The sequence below is a fragment of the Mycobacterium persicum genome (assembly GCF_002086915.1).
In the GTDB taxonomy this organism is placed as follows: domain Bacteria; phylum Actinomycetota; class Actinomycetes; order Mycobacteriales; family Mycobacteriaceae; genus Mycobacterium; species Mycobacterium persicum.
In genome coordinates, this window is the sequence record NZ_MWQA01000001.1 from 1,352,312 (window position 1) to 1,371,701 (window position 19,390).

The following is a 19,390-nucleotide window of genomic DNA, read 5'->3' on the forward strand; positions in this document are numbered from 1 at the left end:
CCACTGCGCCGAATCGGGCGGTTGTCAGGCCGGCAGTCTGGGTACCCGATAGACGTGCAGACGCGACGAGGACGGGCGCCTGGCGGTGGACACTCCCTGGAGCGCGACGCGTTGCCGATCGCCGATCTCGACCGAGACCAGCGCCGGGACTGGTTGAAGTCGTTGCCATTAGCCAGCATGCGCCGACCCGAAAGCTACGGCCAGATCGTCGAGCTTGCGTAGCGCATCACCCAACAGGAGGACGCGGTGAACCGGCCCGGCGAAAAGTTCGTCGCCAAGTCACCCGGGGCAGCCGATATCGACGCCGATATCGATGCAGCCGCAGCGGAATTGCTGGACGGCCACAGCAAAGAGATGACTGCGACCAAGCGGCTGAAGTGGATCACAGCAGCTGCGGCAGTTCACATTCCGGCCGTAAGCCACGCCGGGATCACGTTGATCACCCACCGCGGTGTCATCCGCTCGGTGGCGGCCAGCGACGTCGACTCCCTCATCATCGACAACATCGCGCAGCGTTATCTACAGGGCCCGTGCTTCGAAGTGCCCACGGAGCAACGAATCTGGCGGGTGAATGACGTCAACAGTGAGACCCGGTGGCCGGTGTTCACTCAGGAAGTGCTGTCACAGACCTCGGTCCGGTCGATGCTGTCGATCCAGTTGTTCGGGCACTCCGACGGCGGAGCGGTCCTGAATCTCTACGCCGAGCACCCGAATGCGTTCGACGAGCAAACCGAGGAGATTTCCTTGACATTCGCGGCACACGCGGCCATGGCCATCGAAACCGACCGCCGTACACGGGCGCGACGCGAACCACTGGTCGACCGTGACGTGATCGCGCAAGCGACCGGCGTGCTGATGGAACGCTTCAACATCGACGCGCCTGCGGCATTTGTGCTGCTGACTCAACTGTCCGCGAGGTATCGGCAGGTGCTGCCGGAGACCGCCGACCGGGTGCTCGAAACGAATGCCACCTGACTCGACCGAACTTTTGGTGCCGCGACCAGGTCGTGGGCATTGCTAATCTGATTGTTGGCCGTTGGCGAGATCCGTCGACGCGCCTGCCTTGTTGTTCGATCGGTCCGTAGGAGGGACAGCCACATGGCGCCCGACATGGACTGGGACAAGAAGGTCGGCACCCCGGAGGACGTTCGCCGGATCTTCGAGAACGTGCCCGCAATGCTGGTGGGGTTGCAGGGACCCGACCACCGCTTCGTCGCAGCCAACGCCGCGTATCGCACGCTCAGCCCGACATTTGTCGGCGTGGGACAGCTGGCGCGCGAGGTCTATCCCGAACTCGAGGCACAGCAGATTTACCACATGTTCGACCGGGTGTATCAAACCGGCGAGCCGCAGTCCGGATCCGAGTGGCGGCTGCAGGCCGACTTCGACGGTTCGGGAATCGAGGAGCGATTCTTCGACTTTGTCGTCACGCCGCGCCGCCGGGCTGACGGATCGATCGAGGGCGTGCAAATCCTCTTCGATGACGTCACAAGCCGGGTACGGGAACGGCTGGCCGCCGAAGCGCAGGTCGAGGAACTCTCCGAGCGGTACCGCCATGTCCGTGACTCGGCCATCGTGATGCAGCAGGCGCTGCTCGCTCCGTCGGTGCCCCTCGTTTCCGGCGCCGACCTCGCCGCGCAGTATCTCGTCGCCGCACGGGACACCGCGGCCGGTGGGGACTGGTTCGACACGGTGGCCCTGGGTGATCGGCTGGTGCTGATCGTCGGGGATGTGGTCGGCCATGGCGTGGAAGCCGCGGCGGTGATGTCACAGTTGCGCACGGCGCTGCGGATGCAGATCTGGGCGGGACACACCATCGTCGAAGCCCTGCAGGCGGTGGAGTCCTTCCACGATCAGGTGCCCGGCTCGACCTCGGCAACGATCTGTGTCGGCTCCCTCGACCTGGCCACCGGAGAATTCCAGTACTGCACCGCCGGGCACCCACCGCCGTTGCTGGTGACCGCCGATGCGAAGTCCCGCTACCTGGAGCCGTCGGGGGCGGGTCCGCTCGGCAGCGCAACGGGATTCCCGGTGCGTACCGAAATGCTCAACATCGACGATTCGGTCATGCTGTACACCGACGGTCTGGTCGAACGCCCGGGCAGGCCGCTGGGGGCCAGCACGGCAGAATTCGCCGAACTGGCGGCAACCATCGCCAACGGCGGCGGCTTCGTCATCGATGCGCCGGCCCGGCCCATCGACCGCCTGTGCTCGGAAACACTCGAATTGCTGCTGCGGTCCACCGGTTACAACGACGACGTCACACTGCTTGCGGCACAACGCCGGATCCCGGCGCCACCGCTGTACATGACGACCGACGCGACGATCCACGCCGCGCGCCAGATCCGCTCCCGACTCCGTGAATGGCTTGTGCAGATCGGTGCGGACTCCGCCGACATCTCCGATGTCGTGCACGCGATCTCCGAATTCGTCGAGAATGCGGTCGAACATGGTTACGGCACAGAGGTTCCCGATGGTCTCGTGATCGAGGCGACGCTGGACGGTCACGGCAAACTGCGGGCATCGGTGATCGACCGGGGCACGTGGAAGGATCACCGCGAAGGCGAAAAGGGCCGCGGGCGTGGACTCGCGATGGCCGCGGCCCTGGTCGGCGAATCGCACGTCAGGCACGACGCCGACGGGACCACGGCCACCATCACCCATCGGCTGTCCCGGCCGGCGCAGTTCGTCACCGACGCGGTGGTAAGCCGTACCGCCTTCCCGGCGGCGATCGACACGGAGTTCGTCTCGTTGGTCGCCGAGCCGGGCCGAATCGTGGTGCGCGGCGACGTCGACGCCAACGCAGCGACCACCCTGGACAGCCAGATCGCCGTCGAAAGCCGTTCGGGGCTGGCGTCTTTGACGATCGATCTCACTGCCGTCACGCACCTCGGATCAGCGGGTGTCGCCGCCCTGGTGGCCGCCCGGGACCGGGCACGTCAACAGGGCGGTGACTGCGTGCTGACGGCGCCGCCGGGCAGCCCGGCACACCACGTCTTGTCACTGGTCCGGATACCGGTGGTCAGCGGCGACGCCGAGAACGTCTTCGCCGAAGATTGACGCCGGCACTAACCTCCCACTACCGCAGCCGTTCTAAATCCGCGGTCACCGCGCCGAACACCTCGACGAGAACATTTGCCTGACGCGGGTTGACGTGTTTGGCGAACCAGCGTTCGACGCCCCGGGCATGAAGCTGCCACGCTGATTGCAGCTCACCAAGTCCTCGCGGGGTCAGCTGGACTAGCGTGGCCCGGCGATTGGCCGGATCCGGGTTACGCGCGACACGACCCGATCGTTCCAGGTTGTCAACGATCCGGGTGATCCCGCTGGCACTGTAGACCAGAGCGGCGGCCAGATCCTTCATGTATAGAGCCTGGCCGGGCGCGCGGGACAACTGCACCAGGGTGTCCAAGGTAAGCAGGCTCATGCCGCACTCGGCACGCAGCTCGGCATCGAGTGTGCGTTGCAACAACGCAGCCGAATGAATACACAGCTCCCAGGCTTGTTCCTGCTTGGGATCCAGCTCGCTGAGCCGAACACCCGCTCGCGAGTCACCGTCACTGGTTCTATTCACATGCGGATAGTAACAGAACTCACACTTGCCTTATCAATAGTTTACATGCGTACAATACCGCTATCAAATTTTGGCCGGGTTGTCATCTGGCCCAGGAGAGGAAGACATGGCGTACGTCATCACAGAACCTGACGCGTTCGGCACAGCCGCCGCCGCCTTGGCGACTGCCGGCTCGGCCGTGGCAGCACGAAATTCCGCAGCGGCTGCCGTGATCACCGCGGTGATCCCCGCAGCCGCCGATGAGGTATCGGCGCTGACCGCCCAGCGGTTCGGCATTCACGGTGAGCGCTACCAGCAGGTCAGTGCGCAAGCCTTGGCCATACACCAGGATTTCATGGCGGCCCTGCTGGCCAGCGGTCGTTCGTATGCGGCGGCCGAGGCGGCCAACGCGATGGCAGCGCACTGAAACCCGAGTACTGGCAATGGATTTCGGATCATTGCCGCCCGAAGTGAACTCGGGGCGGATGTACTGCGGTCTGGGCGCGGGACCGATGCTGGCCGCGGCGGCCGCATGGGACGAGTTGGCCGCCGAGCTGCACTCGGCGGCCGACGTGCACCGCTCGGCGGTGATAGGACTGACCACCAAATGGCAGGGTTGCGCGTCGACATCGATGGCGTCGGCGGCCGCACATAATGTGGCGTGGTTGAGCGCGACCGCTGCCCACGCCGAGCTCACGGCCACCCAAGCCAGGGCTGCGGTGTCGGCGTACGAGGCGGCGTTCGCGGCCACGGTGCCGCCGCCGGTGATCGCAGCCAACCGTGCGCTGCTGGCAGCGTTGACCGCGACGAACATCTTGGGCCAAAACGGTCCGGCGATCGCCGCCACTGAAGCGCATTACGGCGAGATGTGGGCCCAGGACGCAGCCACCATGTACGCCTATGCCGCCTCGTCGGATGCCGCGACGAGGCTGACTCCCTTCGCGCCGCCGCCGCGGACCACCGACACCGCCGCGCTGGTGTCCCACGCCGCCTCGGTCGGCCAGTCAGCCGGTGCGGAGACGCAGAAGATCGTGCACGCGGCCGTTGTGAGCTTGCAGACGCTGAATATCAGTTCCACCGTCGTCTCGGTGTTGTCACTGCTGTGCTTTGTGCCCGGTGCGCTACGGGACCTCACTATGCCCGCCGGCATGACCGTCGGGATGGTCCCCACCCAGGCAGCAGCCGACACAGTGAAAGTCGGCGGTACGGTATCGGCCGGGTTCGGCCAGGCGGCCAGGGTCGGCGGGCTATCGGTGCCGCGCATGCCCGCCAGTGCGACCGCGGCGACGATCCCCGTTCCGCAAGCACTGGCCGGCACCAGCGTCGACGCCCTGCCGGCTGTCGACTCGGTTGCACAACAGCCGGGTGTGGGAAGCGGGTTGGGCAGCCTGGTCGGCGGGATTCCCGGGAGTTCGAAATCCACGCAACAAGCCGGCAGCGCAGTTGTGCGAGACCTGTTGCGACTCAACGTCCTTCCGCAATCGCAGTACGTCGGATAGTGCCATGACGGGATTCTGGGCCCAGTTTCGCAGCTTCAGCCGACCAAGCCGCGTACTCATGATCAACCAATTCGGGGCCAGCATAGGCTTTTACATGCTGATGCCTTACTTGTCCAGCTATCTGGCCGGGACCCTTGGCCTGGCAGCGTGGGCTGTCGGCCTGGTGCTGGGTGTGCGCAACTTCAGCCAGCAGGGCATGTTTTTCGTGGGCGGTACGCTCGCCGATCGGCTCGGCTACAAACCGTTGATCGTGGCCGGTTGTCTGCTGCGTATTGGCGCATTCGGCTTGTTGGCGATCGCCCAGTCGCTATCGACGTTGTTGATTGCCGCAGCGGCAACGGGTTTCGCTGGTGCGCTGTTCAACCCGGCGCTGCGGGCTTATCTCGCCACCGAAGCCGACGACCGCCGAATCGAAGCATTCGCCACCTTGAACATGTTCAACCGAGCGGGCATCTTCCTCGGCCCGCTCATCGGTCTGGCCTTTGTGACATCGAACTTCCGGATGAGTGTCCTGGCGGCTACGGTGATCTTCGCCGTCCTTGCCCTCGCACAACTCCTGGCGTTACCGGGGCACCGGTCCGCAGATCCGGGTCCGGTCGCGCCGGCGAAGACATCGATCATCTCGGACTGGCGGGCGGTTGCGGGCAATAGATCGTTCTTGCGGTTCGCCGCCACCATGACCGGCTCCTATCTGCTGTCCTCCCAGATTTATCTGATGCTTCCCGCGCAGGCCTCAGTGGTGGCGCCACACTCCCAAGCACAATTGGTGGCAGCACTTTTCGGCACGTCAGGCCTGGTAGCGGTGGCCGGCCAGCTGCGCATCACCCGATGGTTTTCGGCACGATGGCGGCCGGGGCGCAGTGTGTACATCGGGGTGGCACTGATGGCGGCATCGTTTGCGCCGCTGGCCGCCATCCCCAACTCGCAGCGGTTAGGCACTCCAGCGGCCGTCGCGGCGTTGCTCGCCGCGGCGGCCCTGCTCGCCGTCGCCTCGGCAGCGGTGTTTCCCTTCGAGATGCACATCGTGGTGTCACTGTCCAGCGAGCGGTTGGTGGCGACCCACTATGGCTTCTACAACACCATCATCGGAGTCGGGATCCTGGCCGGCAATTTCGCGATCGGGGCGCTGCTGGGCACCGAACATCGGCTAGACAGCGACGAACTTGTATGGGCCGCACTGATTCTCGTCGGGCTAACCGCCGCGACGGGGCTTTACCGGCACGACGCCACGATCAACGCGCCCGGCCGTGCCGTACCTGATTGAACGGCACCCCGCGGTCTGCGGCGTATTCCCGCGGGAAGTTCAGCACCCGCTCACCGATGACGTTGCGCGCCATCTCGGTTGTTCCGCCGCCGATGGCGACGGACTGCCGCGCGAGGTAGCGCAGCCCGGCCTGCAGGCCCTCGCCGGGTTGCCCCACCACACCGGCGGCTCCGGCGATCGCCAGCGCGGTGTCCATCTCACACATCACCGTCTCGGCGTGGAAGAGCCTGATCAGCGTTCCACCGGCAGGCGGCAGCGTGCCGTCGCCGACGCTGCGGTAGACGTGCTCGATCAGCTGCTCGGCCACCGCGCGGTGCACCAACGCCCGGCCGGCCGTCTCCCGCACCCAATCACTGTCGGCCCGGCCGGCCTGCCGCGCGAGTTCGGCGTAGTCGACCGGTGTCGTGTGACCGCCCTCGCTGCCACCGCCGCTGGCGAACTCCGAGCCCATCCCGACCGCCCGGCGCTCGTGATAGAGCTGTCGTGAGGCCACGGCCCAGCCGTTGTTCACCTCGCCGACCACCGCATCCTCGCCGACGTCCACCCCGTCGAGGAATTCCTCGCAGAACTCCGACGAGCCGTTCACCTGGGTGATCCGGCGCAACGTGATTCCGGGGTGATCGATGGGCACCAGGAACATCGTCAGCCCCTCATGTTTGGGCACATCCCAGTCAGTGCGGGCCAGACACAGTCCGTAGTCGGCGGCGAACGCACTGGTGCTCCAGGTCTTGGCCCCGTCGATCACCCATCGATCACCGCGACGCTCGGCGCGGGTCAGGACGCCCGCCAGATCCGATCCGCCGCTGGGCTCCGAGAGCAGTTGCACCAGCACCTCGTCGCCGCGCAACGCCGCCCCGATGTGAGTCTTCTTCTGCTCCTCGCTGCCGGTGTCGAGCAGGGTGGCACAGCAGATGGTGAACGTCGGGGTGTTGAGGATCAACGGCATCTCGTAGCACCGGGATTCCTCGTCGAACGCCCGTTGGTATTCGTACGGCAGACCCTGGCCACCGTACTCGCGAGGGAAGCAGATCCCGGCGAATCCTCCTTCGTAGAGCCGCTTTTGCAGTTCTCGGGCCCGCTGCCAGGAGCGTTCGTCGTCGCGGGGCGCCGCGGGCGGTGAGATCGGGTCGACGGGTGGCATGTTGTCGGCCAGCCACGCTCGGGCCCGGGCGGCGAATTCCGCAACGGATTCGGTCGGCGTCATCGAGTCGCCTTCGCTTCGGCTTGCAGCTCGTACACCCGGCGATTGTGTTCCTCCGGCGTGCCGAACATGGCGCGGTACAACGTAACTCGCCTCAGGTACAGGTGCAGGTCATGCTCCCAGGTGATGCCGATACCGCCGTGCATCTGCACGCAACCCTGAACGATCTGTCCGGCCATTTCACCGACATAGGACTTCGCAACACTGGCCGCCCGGCCCGCTGCCGGCGAGCGCGCGCCAACCGCTTTCACCGCGGCGGCCGTGGTCGCGCGGCAGGCCTCCAGCCACAGCTTCATGTCGGCGAACTTGTGTTTGAGCGCTTGGTAGGACGCCAGCGGACGTCCGAACGTGTGTCGATCCAGCGCCCATTGCACGGTGAAGTCAAAGACCGTTTGCAGGATGCCGACCACCTCGGCGCACTGCAGTACCTGAGCGATCTGACTTTGCCGATCGATCAGCCCGGCGGTCTCGGCGGCGGTGCCGACCGTTGCCGCCTCGGCCACCACGACGCCGTCGAAATCCACCCTCGCGTAGTTCTTGACCAGGTCCAGCGACTGCTGCGGCGCAATCCGCACTCCGGGCGCATCCGCCGGCACCAGGAACTGGCGGACCTGATCACCGCACCGCGCGACCACCAGCAACAGCGCGCTCTGGGCACCGGCTTCCACCCGGTCTTTGGCGCCGTCGATGCGGTAGCCGGAGTCGACTGGTGTGGCCGTGGCCGCCGGATCCTGCGGTGACCAACCCCGGCCTGGTTCCGAGACCGCCCATGAGGCAACAACTTCGCCAGACATCAGGGACGCGATCACCCCGGCGTGCGCGTGCGACTCGGCGCAGTCGACCAACCCCGCCAGCACGGTGCTGACCGGATACAACGGGCCGGGCGCCACCGTCTTGCCCAGCTGCTCGGCGACCGTGGCCAGATCCTCGACACCGTTGCCCGAGACGCTGCCGCCGCCCAATTCCTCGGGAACCAGCAGCGCCGTCCAGCCCAGCTCAGCGGCCCGCTGCCACCACTGAGGGTCAAACGACACACCCGCCGCATGCAGCTCCCGGACATGGCGCAGCGAGGCTTCTTTTTGTAGAAATGCGTGGGTAGTGGAGGTAAAGAGTATGTTTTCGGGAGAGTCGACAGCGGTCATCATGCCGCCCGTACTCTCCTGGGCCGTCCTTCGCCGCCGCGAAGGACGTCGGTGGGAAAGCTCGGGTGGCTGATCATCCGCCTAATCGGTCCTCGCTGGAGCGGAGTTCGGTGGCGACTCTGATGTTAGCAATGGCCGATACCGTAAGAGATACCGGAGTTCAGTCGATAATGATGGCCACGGGCTGTAACCGCAATGGCTGACGCAACCGAACCGCACTCGGGGTCGGCGAACTCGCAACCCGAGGTGAGGGCGTGGGGCGCACAAGCCGATGCGACCGAAGAAGACGAGTACCGCGACGCCGAGTACGAGTACGTCGACTATGACGAGTTTGTCGCAGGCGACGAGGACGAGTCAGACGACGAGACCGACGAGGTCGCAGACCAGGACGCCGCGGCGGCCGAGCCCCGAGGCCGGTCCTGGCGGTGGTTGCGGGTCGTGCTGGCCGGACTCGCCAAGGCCGCCGCGGTGGTCATCATCTGCGGCTTCGCCGCGCTCAGCGGAATCATGGTATGGCAGCACCACCAGACCACGCAGCGTCACGAACGCGCCGAGGCGTTCGCCGACGGGGCCAAAAAGGGCATCGTCAATATGATTTCCCTCGATTTCCGGAAGGCCAAGGAAGACGTCCAGCGGGTGATCGACAGTTCCACGGGCGAGTTCAAGGACGAATTCCAGCAGCGGGCAGCCGATTTCACCAAGGTTGTCGAGCAGTCCAAAGTCGTGACGGAAGGAACGGTCACCGCCACAGCCGTCGAATCCATGGATGGGAACACCGCTTTGGTGCTCGTCTCGGCGACATCGCGGGTCACCAACGGCGGAAACGGCAAAGAGGAACCACGTGAGTGGAGGCTGAAGGTGACCGTGACCGAGGAGGACGGGCAGTACAAGATGTCGAAGGTTGAGTTCGTACCGTGACCGATCATATGCGTGACGTCGGCGGCGCCGAGAGCGAATTCGACGATTCAACGACCTCGGTGATTCCGGCGAGTGACGAGTGGGATGACCAAGCACCGGATGATGACTCCCCCGCACCGGCGCGTGGCTGGGCGCAGGGTTTGTGGCGCAGAAAGATCAATCTGAAACCGGTCCCGGTGATTCTGATCGTGCTCGTTCTGGTCTCCGGTGGCATCACCGCCTGGCTGTACGCCAAGCTTTACCGGCCCGACCAGCAGGTCGGCCCCAGCGTCGCGCGCGCCGCGGTCAGCGCGGCCTCCGATGGCACTGTCGCACTGCTGTCGTATTCGTCCGACACGCTCGACAAGGACATCGCCGCCGCCAGGTCACATCTCGGCGGGGATTTCCTGGACTACTACAACCAATTCACCCAGCAGTTCGTGGTTCCTGGGGCCAAGCAGAAAGCGCTGAAGACCACCGCCAAGGTGATGCGCGCCGCGGTGTCGGAGCTGCATCCGGGTTCGGCCGTCGTGCTGGTTTTCGTCGACCAGAGCACCACCACCAAGGACAACCCCGATCCGACCATCAAGCCCAGCAGCGTGCTGGTGAGCGTGACTCAGGTCGGCGGCAAGTGGCTGATCACCAAGTTCAACCCGGTCTAGGCCGCCGGTTCAGGTCGCGAAGGCGCGCCGCAGCGTCTGAGCATGCAGCGCCCGGCTCTCTTGGGAGACCACCCAATCGGTGACGACGGAGTCGAAGCCATGGAACGTGGCCGCGAAGACGTGCAGTTCGGTGTGGACGTACGCGTGCAGCAGACGGTTGGCGTAATCAATGGCCTCGTCGCGGCAGGGGTCGATCTCCGAGCAGCTGATGAATGTCGGCGGCAAGCCTTCCAGATTCGCCCGGTGCGCGGGAACATGCTGACCATTCGCCGTGGTGTGGCCCAGGTAATGGGCCCAGGCCCGGGACACCGCCTGACCGTTGAGACCGGGAGTGCGCTGAAACTCCCGCCGCGACGGCGTGGCGTCGGAATCGAGCATCGGCTGATGCAGAATCTGCACCAGGATCGGCGGGCCTTCCTTGTCGAACATGCGCTGAGCCAATCCGGCCACCAGTGCCGCACCGGCGTCGCGGCCCATCACCGCCAGCCGACGGGCATCGGCGTCCAGTTCGGCGCAGTTGTCGACCACATAACGCAGACTCGCCTCGACATCGTCGAGGGCCGCCGGGCACGGATGCTCCGGCGCCAGCCGGTAGTCGACCGACACCACCAGGCAGTCGGCCGCGCGAGCCAGCTCCACACAGTGCCCGTGGTCCGTATCGAGGTTGCCGGTGACGAATCCGCCGCCGTGGGCGTAGATCACCATCGGCACGGCTGACCCGCCGGCACCCCGATACAGCCGTAGGCCCAGCCGCCCACCGTCCGGACCGGCAATGTATCGCGATTCGATGCTCACCCCGCCGAGGCCCGCGGCTTCGGCCGCCGCGGCTCGCTCGGCTGCGACCCGGTCGGCTTGCTGCCGCTCGGCGCTCAACGTCTCGGCGCTGAATTCGACGATCCCCAGCGCCGCTGCGGTGTCTCGCAGCGCCGGGTCGATACGGCTAAGTCCTTGTGGCCGTGCGAGATTCGTTTGAGTCATGATCACTCGGCTTCCGGTTCAGCGTCCAAGGCAACGCCGGCTAACCGCTCTTCGGTCAGTGCCTTGACGGTCGCGGGCAGCCCATAGAGCGCGGCCGCGTTGCCGCGCATGATCCGCTCCCGCTGGTCGGGAGGGAACCGGTTGACCGCATACGCCGGAGAGTCGTAGCTCCAATGCGGGTAGTCCGTCGAGAACATCAGATTGTCGCCCAGGTCCATCATGTCCAGATATCGGCGAAACTCGACGGTGTCGGCGTCTTCGAGCGGCTGGGTGGTGAACCGGACGTGTTCGCGCACATACTCCGACGGGCGCCGGCGCACCTGCGGAAGATCGCCGCGGCGGGCCTGCCATATCCGGTCCATCCGCGACATCACCGGCATCGCCCAGGTGAAGCCACCCTCGATGAATACCACCCGCAGGTCCGGATGGCGATCGAACGCGCCGTCGAATACCAGGCTCATCAGATGCGATACGTACAGCAGCGGCCAGGAGGCGAAGAAATCATGCCAACGCGCGGGGTTGCCCACCGGGTACAGCGGGATCAACTCGAACGGCGTCTGACCCATCAGATGCGTGGCCACCGGCACTCCATGGCGCGCCGTGGCCTGGTAGAGGGGATCGAAAGCGGTCTGCCAAAAGGGATTCCACGAATCTGCGGGGTCATCAGGATCTGACACATATACCGGTGGCCGGCCCACCGCTCGATCTCACGGGCCGCCAGCTCGGGCGCCTGGGCGCGACGCTGATCGACCCCGCCACCGGGATAGCGGTCCACCCACGGCGTCTGGTCACGCATCGACAACCAGAAAGTGTCCAGCCGCCACATCAGCGGGGCGAGGATGTCGTATCCGCCGTCGGCGAACACGAACGTGAGGCCGGGGTGCCGGCCGAAGACGCCCTCGACGATGAGCGTGGCCAGGTGCACGAGGTAGTTCAGCGGCATGAAGGCCGCGTACCCGGGATAGGTGTGCGCGTGCCCGGCGAACGTCGGCGGATGATCGACGCCGTTGCCGCCGTTGATGTGCACCGCCACCGGGAGGCTGTGAGCGGCGGCGGCCTCCCAGATGGGCTCGAACATCGGCTTGCCGTACGGCTCGCGCGATTGCATCGGGACACCGACCTGAACCAGCTTGGGGTGACCGGCGAGTCGTTCGATCTCGGCGACGGCGCCCTTGGGGTCCTCCGGATTGACCCGGATCGTTCCTCGAGAGCGGTCGGAGTATCGGTTGGTGTGGTCGGGATCTAGCCACCGGTCGAGCAGCCAGTCGTTGACCGCTGCACAGATGCAGGTATTGAGCAGGTAGTCGGCGATGTTGCCCCGGGTCAGCGGATTGAGGATGGCGTAGTCGACACCGGCGTCGTCGTACAGCTGCCGGCTGACGGTGTCGGGATCCGAGCCGGGGTAATGCTTTCCATACAGGTCCGGCCGGTGGTCACCGCCGGGCGCCTGGCACCAGTGCTGTTCGACGTCGGGGATCAACCGCAGTCGATGGGCAGCGGCCGCCGAGCAGGCCACGGCACAACCGGGCGTCCTCGTGCGGACAGTAATTGCCGATGGCATACAGCGCACCGCCGACGTTGTAAACACCCACCCCGAACTTCCCGGCATCGACCAGCCTCATGGTGCCCGGCGGCAGCTCGTCGACGGTGTACACGGGTCGCCGTTGCAGCACTGGTGTACCCCGCCTTCTGCCCGGTACGGCACTCGCCACCACCGCCTGGCTTCGTTGCTATTTATACTATAATAGCGACATTCCGTATCAGGAGGAGCGCTAATGACGCTGCCTACACTCGACACCACCGGCCAGACCAGCCCCTATCCGTTCTTCGAGTACATGCGGCGCACCGACCCGGTGTGGCACGGCGCCCTCATGGACCACGAGCAGATGCCCGAAGAACTGCGGCCCGACGACGAATGGGTGTTGTTCGGCTACGACGGCGTGTTTCAAGCCTTTCGCGACGACCGCATCTTCACCTCGGCCAACTACGACAAGACCATCGGATTGGTCATGGGCCACACCATTTTGGCGATGGGCGGCAAAGAGCACCACGACCACCGCAGCCTGGTGGCCAAGGCCTTCCGGGCCACCGCGCTGGAACGCTGGGAACCGTCGGTCATCGGGCCGGTCTGCGACCGGCTGATCGACGAAATCAAGCATGACGGTCACGCCGATCTGGTGAAGGCCCTGACGTTCGAGTTTCCGACCCGGATCATCTCGACACTGCTGGGGCTGCCCCGGGAGGACCTCGACCTGTTCCGGCGGCTGTCACTCGACCTGATCTCGATCCCGACCGACATCATGGCCGGGTTGACCGCGGCGGCCGAGCTGCACGCCTACTTTCTCGACCAGGTCGAGCAGCGGCGCCGCAAACTCACCAACGACATCATTGGCGACCTGGTCGCCGCCGAGATCGACGGCGAAAAGCTCACCGACGAGGCGATCATCGCGTTCTTGCGCCTGCTGCTGCCGGCCGGGCTGGAGACCACCTACCGGTCCTCGGGAAACCTGTTGTACCTGCTTCTGACTCACCCCGAGCAGTTGGCGATGGTCCGCCAAGACCGCTCGTTGATACCCATCGCGATCGAAGAGGGCCTACGGGTGGAAACCCCATTGACCATGGTCATGCGGACCACCACCGAAGACGTCGAAATCGGCGGCAAGACCATTCCGGCCGATGCGCAGATCGACCTGTGCATGGGTTCGGCCAACCGCGACGAAACTCGCTGGACCGACCCCGACACGTTCGACATCCGGCGTCCGCGGCACGCACACATCGCCTTCGCGGGCGGCATCCACATGTGCCTGGGCATGCATCTGGCCAGGCTGGAGACTCGGGTGATGCTCAACAGCCTGCTCGACCGGATCACCGACCTGACTTTCGTCCCCGACGACGGCACCGGCGAGGAATCCAGGATCGTCGGGCTGACATTCCGGTCGCCCAACAAGCTTCCGGTCACGTTCACCCCCGCCGGATAACTGAAATCGTCTGCGGCATCACCGATTTCGATACCCGCTAAGCCTTCTTGGCGTTCTCCCGCTGGTCTCGGAGTTCTCTCAGTCGCTTGAGACGCATTAGCCGCTCGACCTGGCCGTAGGCGTCGATCGGGCTGTGCAGGGCCAGGCCGCCGTCGGCGTGTACCACCTGCCCGGTCACCCACGGCAGTTCGAGGACACCGACGATGGCCGCGGCCACATCGCTGACCTCGCCCAGGCGGCCCAGGGCCGTCCGCCTGGACAAGCCGTCCACCCAGCCGGGCCAGGCTTCCGGGTTGGGCAGCATCGGGGTTCGGGTGACGCCTGGTCCGACGGCGTTGACCCGGATGTCGTGGGCGCCCCACTCCACCGCGGCGACCTTCACCAGCATGTCCACCCCGGCCTTGGACACGCAGTAAGCGCCCATATCGCGGTCGGCGACGGTGCCGCTGATGCTGGAGACCGCGACGATTGAACCTCCCACTGCGGCATCGATCATGGCTTGCGCGGCGGCGCGGATGGTCAGCCAGGTGCCGGTGAGGTTGACCCCCAAGACGCGTTCCCATTCCGCGGGTGCTTGTTTCAGCAACAGACCGGATGATCCGACGCCGGCGGAGGTGACCACCCGGGTGGGCACCCCGTGCTCGCGCACGGTTTGTGCCATCGCGGCCGCCACCGCGTCGGGGTCGCTGACATCGCAGATGACGTCGGCATCGGACAAGTCCCACACGACGACGTCATGGCCCGCGTCGCGCAGCCGGGCGACGACTTCTCGTCCGATCCCGGAGGAGCCACCGGTTACCAGGGCAGTCGCCGCGTTCATACCGCGGGTCCGATCAACTCGACAAGGACGCCGTCCGGTGCGGTGACAACCGCCATCGGGACGGTCTTGGCTGCCGGAGCCGGCATGCTGATCCGCCGTACCCCCTCGGCGAAACCCAAAGCCGCCAGCGAGGACAACGTCGCGTCGACGTCGCGCTGCAACGACAGCAGGAAGAAGCCGTGCCGCGGCGCGCGCGGCATGGGTAGCGCCTCATCGGCACCGGACAACTCCACCAGTTCGACGATGCCGCAATCGGGCGTCTGCGGATCACCCAGGAAGATCGATCGCAGTTGATCGGTCTTGGCGCCGAACAATTCCGGCCAATTACCGGTGAAAGTATGGTCGAACAATTCGGTCAGCCCGAGACCGTCCCGCCAGAATCGCAGAGAACTTTCGACATTAGCGGTGCAGATCGCGGCGTGATGAACACCTAGCACGAAATTCAATGTTAGCTGGCCGTATTTCAGTCGTTGCGGCGGGACGGCGCCCGGAGCTCATTCGCAACGCCGGAGCCGCGCCTATGCGAGATTGGCCATGGTGCTTTCCCACAGCTCGCCGGCCAGGCGCGGGTCGTAGGCCGCGCGGTTAGCCTTGGCGATCTTGTGCCGGGAGTAGTACTCGCCTGACGTCCAATCGACGCCGGGGCGGCTGGACGCCAGCCAGACCAGTTGTTCGGCTCCCTGTTCCGGGGTGGCCGTGAATCGGGCAGATATCGGTACGTGGTGCTTCATGAAGGTCAGGACCCGCGATCCCGATGCATCGCCGAAGTTGGAATTCACATAGCCGGGATGAAACGTCGCGGCCGACAGTCCGCCGCCTTGGTAGCGGCGATGTAACTCCTTGGTGAACAACACAATTGCCAATTTGGTCAGCGCGTAGGCAACGCTGGGCCGATGGTGAGCCGTGTTCTCGAGGGTGGTAATGGTCACTCGGGGCAGCATTTTCTGCGACGAGCTAGTCGTATTGATGACCGTCGCGCGAGAATCGAGCAGCACCGTCAACAGCTGCGTGGTGAGCAGAAACGGCGCCAAATAGTTTACCTGGTAAGTCTTCTCGTAGCCGTCGGCGGTCAGCTGAGTTGCTCTGCTCATGCCGCCGGCATTGTTGGCCAACACGTCGATGCGTGGGTACTCCGAGCGGATCTTGTCCGCCAGGGCCCGCACCTGGGACAGGTCGGCGAAGTCGGCCACGAAGTAATCCGCACCCAACTCCGCGGCCACCGCGGCGGTCTTGGCTTCCGAGCGTCCGACCACGACGACGTGTTCGCCATTGCGACTGAGCCGCCGCGCCGCCGCCGCCCCGATGCCGTCGCTGGCGCCGGTGATGACAATCGTCTTGCCCGTCATATCGTCGCGTCCTCGTGCGTATTCCAACGAGAGTGTAGCCATACCGCGCCGAATGTCATTGACTTATGCCGAGACTTATGCCGGCCGGATCGTTTGTAGAGTACGGATCACTGAAGGGCCGCGATGCGCGCTATTTCCCGACGCGAGTTCGGGCGACTCGCCACGCATGTCGGTGTCGCCGGTGCGCTTGTTGGCTGTGGCGCGGCCCCCACACCGCGCCGCCCCGATCCGACGACCACCGCGAGCCCGGAGACCCGCGGCGGGCCAATCCGGCCCACCCAGCCCGATGTCGATCGGATCATCGGCGACCATGCCTTGACGCTGCTTGACCACCTGCGAGCCAAAGCCCCGGGGCGCGACTACGGCGTCGCGGTGGCGTTCGCGCACCCGAACCGCGATTTCAAGCCGTTCTACATGTACGGGACGGTCGGCGAGAACAACCCGCCCACCGAACGAACGATCTTCTCCATCGGATCGGTGACCAAAACTTTCACCGCCGCACTGTTCGCCACCGGGGTAGCGATGCGGCCGGACTGCTTCGACTGGGATGCCGGGCTGCGGCGCTACCTGAGCACCTATCTCGGCGACACCGGAGAGCTGAGTAAGACCATGCAACTGGTCACCCCGAGGATGCTCGCCCAGCACACGTCGGGCCTGGCGCACGATTCCACCGGCCCGGCCGACGGTGACGGCCTGTTCCGCACCAACCCCTCCGCGCCGCCGCCACGTCTGCTCGACGCGTGGCGGACCCACCGCGGCCCGCAACCTGGAAGCTGCTGGCAATACTCCAACCTCGGCTTCGTCACGTTAGGTTTCGCCGCCGTGTCGGCCTACCGGTGTGCGGGCATGGGTGGGTCGTATGCGGGTGTGCTGCGTGATCAGATCACCGGCCCACTAGCGATGCCCGACACCGGTACGACGGTGGCTGACGGCGCGCCGCTGGCGCGCGCCTACCCCAACGGCCGCGAGGTATCGCCAGCTGCCCCTTCGGATCTGAAGTCCTCAGCGGCCGATATGCACACCTGGCTGCTGGCGCATCTGGGCGCCGTCGGCGGGCCTGAGCAGCTGATGCAGGCGCTGGCTACCACGATCCGGCCCGAGCCGTTATCGGTCGAGTTGTGCGGCAAGCACACCCGGGGACCCACACAGATGGGCCTGGCGTGGCAGGTCGAAGCCGTTCCGCCCCAGATCATCTGGAAAGACGGCCTGACCTCTGCGGGCGGCTGTTCCTGCTGGATCGGGATCGTGCCCGCCCGGCCCGGCCAGCAGCCGATCGGAATCGCCATCCTGGTCAACGGCTTCTGGAACAAGGACAAGCCAGCTGTCCTGGCCGACAACCACGGCCCGGCGATCATCAAAGAAATCTTGGCGGCCGGGTAACCGAACCTCGGTCGCTAGGGCTGGTGCCGATCCGCTCCCCGCCGCGGCGGCGTCCCGGTCTACGGCCGTCCCCCGGCCCCACGAATCGTTGAGTGCGGCCGAAACCCGGCTTGCCGGCCTTTCCGTGACACCCCAGGGGCGAAACGGATTTGTCGCTATCTGCATGTATGCGCACTTGCGACCGGCCGTGCGGCTTCCGGTCGAGTTTCAGGTCGAAGCACCTAGAAATCAGCCGGACTGCGCCATCAGGAGACGTCGCGCTAATTACCGCCTACGCCAACGAGATCCGACCGCCAAGCGGCTGGCAGCATCGGCACTCGCGCGCTACCGCCACCGTCACCACCAGCGACGTTGGCCAGCCCGGCGGGGCTCACCTCAGCGCAGTGTTGAGTCGCGCCAGCAAACCCCATCATTCCGCGGCTACTATCTCCGGACACTACCGACGCCAACCGCGCCTGCCAGACCCCAGCACCACCTGACTCCGGCCGCAAAACCTCGACAGTCGCGGTCGCTGGCGCGGCCGCCGCACCCACCAAAGCAGGTGCCACCGGGGCCAGAGCCGCACCCATAGCCGGCACCGCAGCCAGGCCTCCCGTCGTCGTAGGGACCGCACCACCTGCAGTCGCCAGTACCCCCGCCAAGGGGCTTGCCACGGCCCCGACAGTGCCAAACAAATTCTCAATAATCCATTTAATTATTATGTCCAGGACGCCACCTATCGCATAAATCGCAAGACTGATGGCGTACAGAGTGTTCACTATGAACCTGAAAGCAACCGGTATAGACTCAATGATATAGATGACCTTTTCAATGAAATCGATAATGAAATCCAGCCCTAGTAAGAGGAGAATGATCCTCGCGGCCAGTCCCAGAACGTCCCAAAAGTCGGTAGACCAAGCCTTAAAAAGCGCAATATATAGATCTAATACAGCTGTTAGGAATTCAATCAATTCGTGCCATGGAAAGGGGGTGAGAGTCGCCTGGGCAACAACCGGAAGCACATTACCTGATTTGATGATGACGGGCGCCGGAACGGGTGACGGCACAGCCGCTAATACGCTAACAGATGCCATCTCATAGACACTCATGGTAGTCGCGGCCTGGATCCACATTCGCGCGTAATCGACTTCGTTGAGCGCGATCGGGATCGTGTTGACGCCAAAGAAATTTGTGGCGATCAACACTGCGTGAGTCGCGTGGTTGACAGTCAACTCGGCCAAAGTCGGCATCGCCACCACCGCACTGACATAGGCCGCCGCCGCGGCCTCGTGAGCTCCCGCAGCACGCGCACTATCGGCACTGACCTGCATTAGCCACGCCACATACGGCACGTACGCGCCCAGGCAACATTCCGCGCTCGGGCCCTGCCACGCCCCGGCCTGTACCGCACCCAAGATCTCGGTGAGTTCGCCAGCGAGCGTGGCATATTCAGCACTCAGAGTGGCCCATGACGACGCAGCCGCCGCCAGCGACGCGGGCCCGGGACCACCAGTCAGGAGCGCAGCATGCACCTCCGGCGGGGCAGCCATCCAGACAGCCGTAGTCACTTCACACCCACCAACGCCGAACCCGCCGCCGCACGGGACGTCCGCCTGGAATTATTCAACGCCCGCACCGCCGCACTCGTGGCCAACAAACTCTCCGGAATCACCATCACGGACGTCACCAAC

The 19,390-nt window shown here is 65.2% G+C and carries 21 protein-coding genes; 10 read left to right on the top strand and 11 right to left on the bottom strand.

The window, feature by feature from the left end:
- The first annotated feature begins 54 nt into the window (after nt 1-54).
- The 3 genes from B4U45_RS05975 (at nt 55) to B4U45_RS05985 (ending at nt 3,060) form a co-directional block, all read left to right on the top strand.
- Entirely contained in the window at nt 55-222 is a 168-nt protein-coding gene (locus B4U45_RS05975; RefSeq protein ID WP_158006371.1) for a hypothetical protein, read from the top strand.
- Between the two features lie 24 nt (nt 223-246).
- Entirely contained in the window at nt 247-975 is a 729-nt protein-coding gene (locus tag B4U45_RS05980) for a GAF and ANTAR domain-containing protein (RefSeq protein WP_075548439.1), read from the top strand.
- Between the two features lie 123 nt (nt 976-1,098).
- Complete coding sequence (locus B4U45_RS05985; protein WP_075548440.1) at nt 1,099-3,060, top strand: SpoIIE family protein phosphatase; 1,962 nt, start codon at nt 1,099-1,101, stop codon at nt 3,058-3,060.
- A 19-nt stretch (nt 3,061-3,079) separates the two neighbouring features.
- Here the strand turns inward: B4U45_RS05985 and B4U45_RS05990 are convergent, their stop codons facing one another.
- Nucleotides 3,080-3,574, bottom strand: coding sequence for a MarR family winged helix-turn-helix transcriptional regulator (locus B4U45_RS05990; RefSeq protein ID WP_240316468.1), 495 nt, complete (start codon nt 3,572-3,574; stop codon nt 3,080-3,082).
- Nucleotides 3,575-3,680: 106 nt separating this feature from the next.
- On the opposite strand from B4U45_RS05990, the gene B4U45_RS05995 reads away from it, so the two are divergent.
- The 3 genes from B4U45_RS05995 to B4U45_RS06005 are packed head-to-tail and all read left to right on the top strand — an operon-like array spanning nt 3,681 to nt 6,316.
- Nucleotides 3,681-3,980: a PE family protein gene (locus B4U45_RS05995; RefSeq protein WP_075548441.1), complete on the top strand. Its 300-nt coding sequence runs from the start codon at nt 3,681-3,683 to the stop codon at nt 3,978-3,980.
- Between the two features lie 16 nt (nt 3,981-3,996).
- Nucleotides 3,997-5,052 (top strand): PPE family protein, encoded by a 1,056-nt coding sequence (locus tag B4U45_RS29785; protein ID WP_075548442.1) that lies wholly within the window; start codon nt 3,997-3,999, stop codon nt 5,050-5,052.
- Between the two features lie 4 nt (nt 5,053-5,056).
- Nucleotides 5,057-6,316 (top strand): MFS transporter, encoded by a 1,260-nt coding sequence (locus tag B4U45_RS06005; RefSeq protein WP_075548443.1) that lies wholly within the window; start codon nt 5,057-5,059, stop codon nt 6,314-6,316.
- Here B4U45_RS06005 and B4U45_RS06010 read toward each other — a convergent pair.
- Both B4U45_RS06010 and B4U45_RS06015 read right to left on the bottom strand, forming a co-directional pair.
- Nucleotides 6,285-7,520, bottom strand: coding sequence for an acyl-CoA dehydrogenase family protein (locus B4U45_RS06010; RefSeq protein ID WP_075548444.1), 1,236 nt, complete (start codon nt 7,518-7,520; stop codon nt 6,285-6,287). The two genes, B4U45_RS06005 and B4U45_RS06010, sit on opposite strands and share 32 nt — an antisense overlap.
- Nucleotides 7,517-8,659 (bottom strand): acyl-CoA dehydrogenase family protein, encoded by a 1,143-nt coding sequence (locus tag B4U45_RS06015; protein WP_083154828.1) that lies wholly within the window; start codon nt 8,657-8,659, stop codon nt 7,517-7,519. The genes B4U45_RS06010 and B4U45_RS06015 overlap by 4 nt, the downstream gene beginning before the upstream one ends.
- Nucleotides 8,660-8,854: 195 nt before the next feature.
- Between B4U45_RS06015 and B4U45_RS06020 the strand changes: the two genes are divergently transcribed.
- Entirely contained in the window at nt 8,855-9,577 is a 723-nt protein-coding gene (locus B4U45_RS06020) for a hypothetical protein (RefSeq protein WP_075548445.1), read from the top strand.
- On the top strand, nt 9,574-10,218 hold the full coding sequence (locus B4U45_RS06025) for a hypothetical protein (protein WP_075548446.1): 645 nt from the start codon (nt 9,574-9,576) through the stop codon (nt 10,216-10,218). Before B4U45_RS06020 ends, B4U45_RS06025 begins: the two co-directional genes overlap by 4 nt.
- A 9-nt stretch (nt 10,219-10,227) precedes the next feature.
- On the opposite strand, the gene B4U45_RS06030 is transcribed toward B4U45_RS06025, so the two are convergent.
- From B4U45_RS06030 to B4U45_RS30305, 4 genes are read right to left on the bottom strand one after another with little or no spacing between them, the layout of a single operon-like run.
- Nucleotides 10,228-11,196 (bottom strand): alpha/beta hydrolase, encoded by a 969-nt coding sequence (locus tag B4U45_RS06030; protein WP_075548483.1) that lies wholly within the window; start codon nt 11,194-11,196, stop codon nt 10,228-10,230.
- A gap of 2 nt (nt 11,197-11,198) precedes the next feature.
- Complete coding sequence (locus tag B4U45_RS06035; RefSeq protein ID WP_371687246.1) at nt 11,199-11,777, bottom strand: amidohydrolase family protein; 579 nt, start codon at nt 11,775-11,777, stop codon at nt 11,199-11,201.
- Nucleotides 11,762-12,712, bottom strand: coding sequence for an amidohydrolase family protein (locus B4U45_RS06040; protein WP_241780299.1), 951 nt, complete (start codon nt 12,710-12,712; stop codon nt 11,762-11,764). Before B4U45_RS06040 ends, B4U45_RS06035 begins: the two co-directional genes overlap by 16 nt.
- On the bottom strand, nt 12,630-12,818 hold the full coding sequence (locus B4U45_RS30305) for a Rieske (2Fe-2S) protein (protein WP_371687247.1): 189 nt from the start codon (nt 12,816-12,818) through the stop codon (nt 12,630-12,632). The genes B4U45_RS06040 and B4U45_RS30305 overlap by 83 nt, the downstream gene beginning before the upstream one ends.
- A 153-nt stretch (nt 12,819-12,971) precedes the next feature.
- Here B4U45_RS30305 and B4U45_RS06050 point away from each other — a divergent pair, with 153 nt between their 5' ends.
- On the top strand, nt 12,972-14,174 hold the full coding sequence (locus B4U45_RS06050) for a cytochrome P450 (protein WP_075548447.1): 1,203 nt from the start codon (nt 12,972-12,974) through the stop codon (nt 14,172-14,174).
- 37 nt (nt 14,175-14,211) lie between these two features.
- On the opposite strand, the gene B4U45_RS06055 is transcribed toward B4U45_RS06050, so the two are convergent.
- From B4U45_RS06055 to B4U45_RS06065, 3 genes are all read right to left on the bottom strand, one after another.
- Nucleotides 14,212-14,994: an SDR family NAD(P)-dependent oxidoreductase gene (locus B4U45_RS06055; protein WP_083154817.1), complete on the bottom strand. Its 783-nt coding sequence runs from the start codon at nt 14,992-14,994 to the stop codon at nt 14,212-14,214.
- Nucleotides 14,991-15,431, bottom strand: coding sequence for a VOC family protein (locus tag B4U45_RS06060; RefSeq protein ID WP_075548449.1), 441 nt, complete (start codon nt 15,429-15,431; stop codon nt 14,991-14,993). Before B4U45_RS06060 ends, B4U45_RS06055 begins: the two co-directional genes overlap by 4 nt.
- 81 nt (nt 15,432-15,512) lie before the next feature.
- A complete protein-coding gene (locus B4U45_RS06065; protein WP_075548450.1) occupies nt 15,513-16,340 on the bottom strand; it encodes an SDR family NAD(P)-dependent oxidoreductase in 828 nt (275 codons plus the stop codon).
- 123 nt (nt 16,341-16,463) lie between these two features.
- Here B4U45_RS06065 and B4U45_RS06070 point away from each other — a divergent pair, with 123 nt between their 5' ends.
- Nucleotides 16,464-17,720, top strand: coding sequence for a serine hydrolase domain-containing protein (locus B4U45_RS06070; RefSeq protein ID WP_075548451.1), 1,257 nt, complete (start codon nt 16,464-16,466; stop codon nt 17,718-17,720).
- Between the two features lie 260 nt (nt 17,721-17,980).
- Here the strand turns inward: B4U45_RS06070 and B4U45_RS06075 are convergent, their stop codons facing one another.
- On the bottom strand, nt 17,981-19,267 hold the full coding sequence (locus B4U45_RS06075; protein ID WP_075548452.1) for a PPE family protein: 1,287 nt from the start codon (nt 19,265-19,267) through the stop codon (nt 17,981-17,983).
- Nucleotides 19,268-19,390 lie beyond the last annotated feature (123 nt).

Bases quoted from the DNA above. Each gene is read 5' to 3' on its own strand.
- B4U45_RS05995 (WP_075548441.1), top strand. From the start codon at position 3,681: ATGGCGTACGTCATCACAGAACCTGACGCGTTCGGCACAGCCGCCGCC.
- B4U45_RS06015 (WP_083154828.1), bottom strand. From the start codon at position 8,659: ATGACCGCTGTCGACTCTCCCGAAAACATACTCTTTACCTCCACTACC.
- B4U45_RS06020 (WP_075548445.1), top strand. From the start codon at position 8,855: ATGGCTGACGCAACCGAACCGCACTCGGGGTCGGCGAACTCGCAACCC.
- B4U45_RS06050 (WP_075548447.1), top strand. From the start codon at position 12,972: ATGACGCTGCCTACACTCGACACCACCGGCCAGACCAGCCCCTATCCG.
- B4U45_RS06055 (WP_083154817.1), bottom strand. From the start codon at position 14,994: ATGAACGCGGCGACTGCCCTGGTAACCGGTGGCTCCTCCGGGATCGGA.
- B4U45_RS29785 (WP_075548442.1), top strand. From the start codon at position 3,997: ATGGATTTCGGATCATTGCCGCCCGAAGTGAACTCGGGGCGGATGTAC.
- B4U45_RS06005 (WP_075548443.1), top strand. From the start codon at position 5,057: ATGACGGGATTCTGGGCCCAGTTTCGCAGCTTCAGCCGACCAAGCCGC.
- B4U45_RS06070 (WP_075548451.1), top strand. From the start codon at position 16,464: ATGCGCGCTATTTCCCGACGCGAGTTCGGGCGACTCGCCACGCATGTC.
- B4U45_RS06030 (WP_075548483.1), bottom strand. From the start codon at position 11,196: ATGACTCAAACGAATCTCGCACGGCCACAAGGACTTAGCCGTATCGAC.
- B4U45_RS05985 (WP_075548440.1), top strand. From the start codon at position 1,099: ATGGCGCCCGACATGGACTGGGACAAGAAGGTCGGCACCCCGGAGGAC.
- B4U45_RS30305 (WP_371687247.1), bottom strand. From the start codon at position 12,818: ATGAGGCTGGTCGATGCCGGGAAGTTCGGGGTGGGTGTTTACAACGTC.
- B4U45_RS06065 (WP_075548450.1), bottom strand. From the start codon at position 16,340: ATGACGGGCAAGACGATTGTCATCACCGGCGCCAGCGACGGCATCGGG.
- B4U45_RS06010 (WP_075548444.1), bottom strand. From the start codon at position 7,520: ATGACGCCGACCGAATCCGTTGCGGAATTCGCCGCCCGGGCCCGAGCG.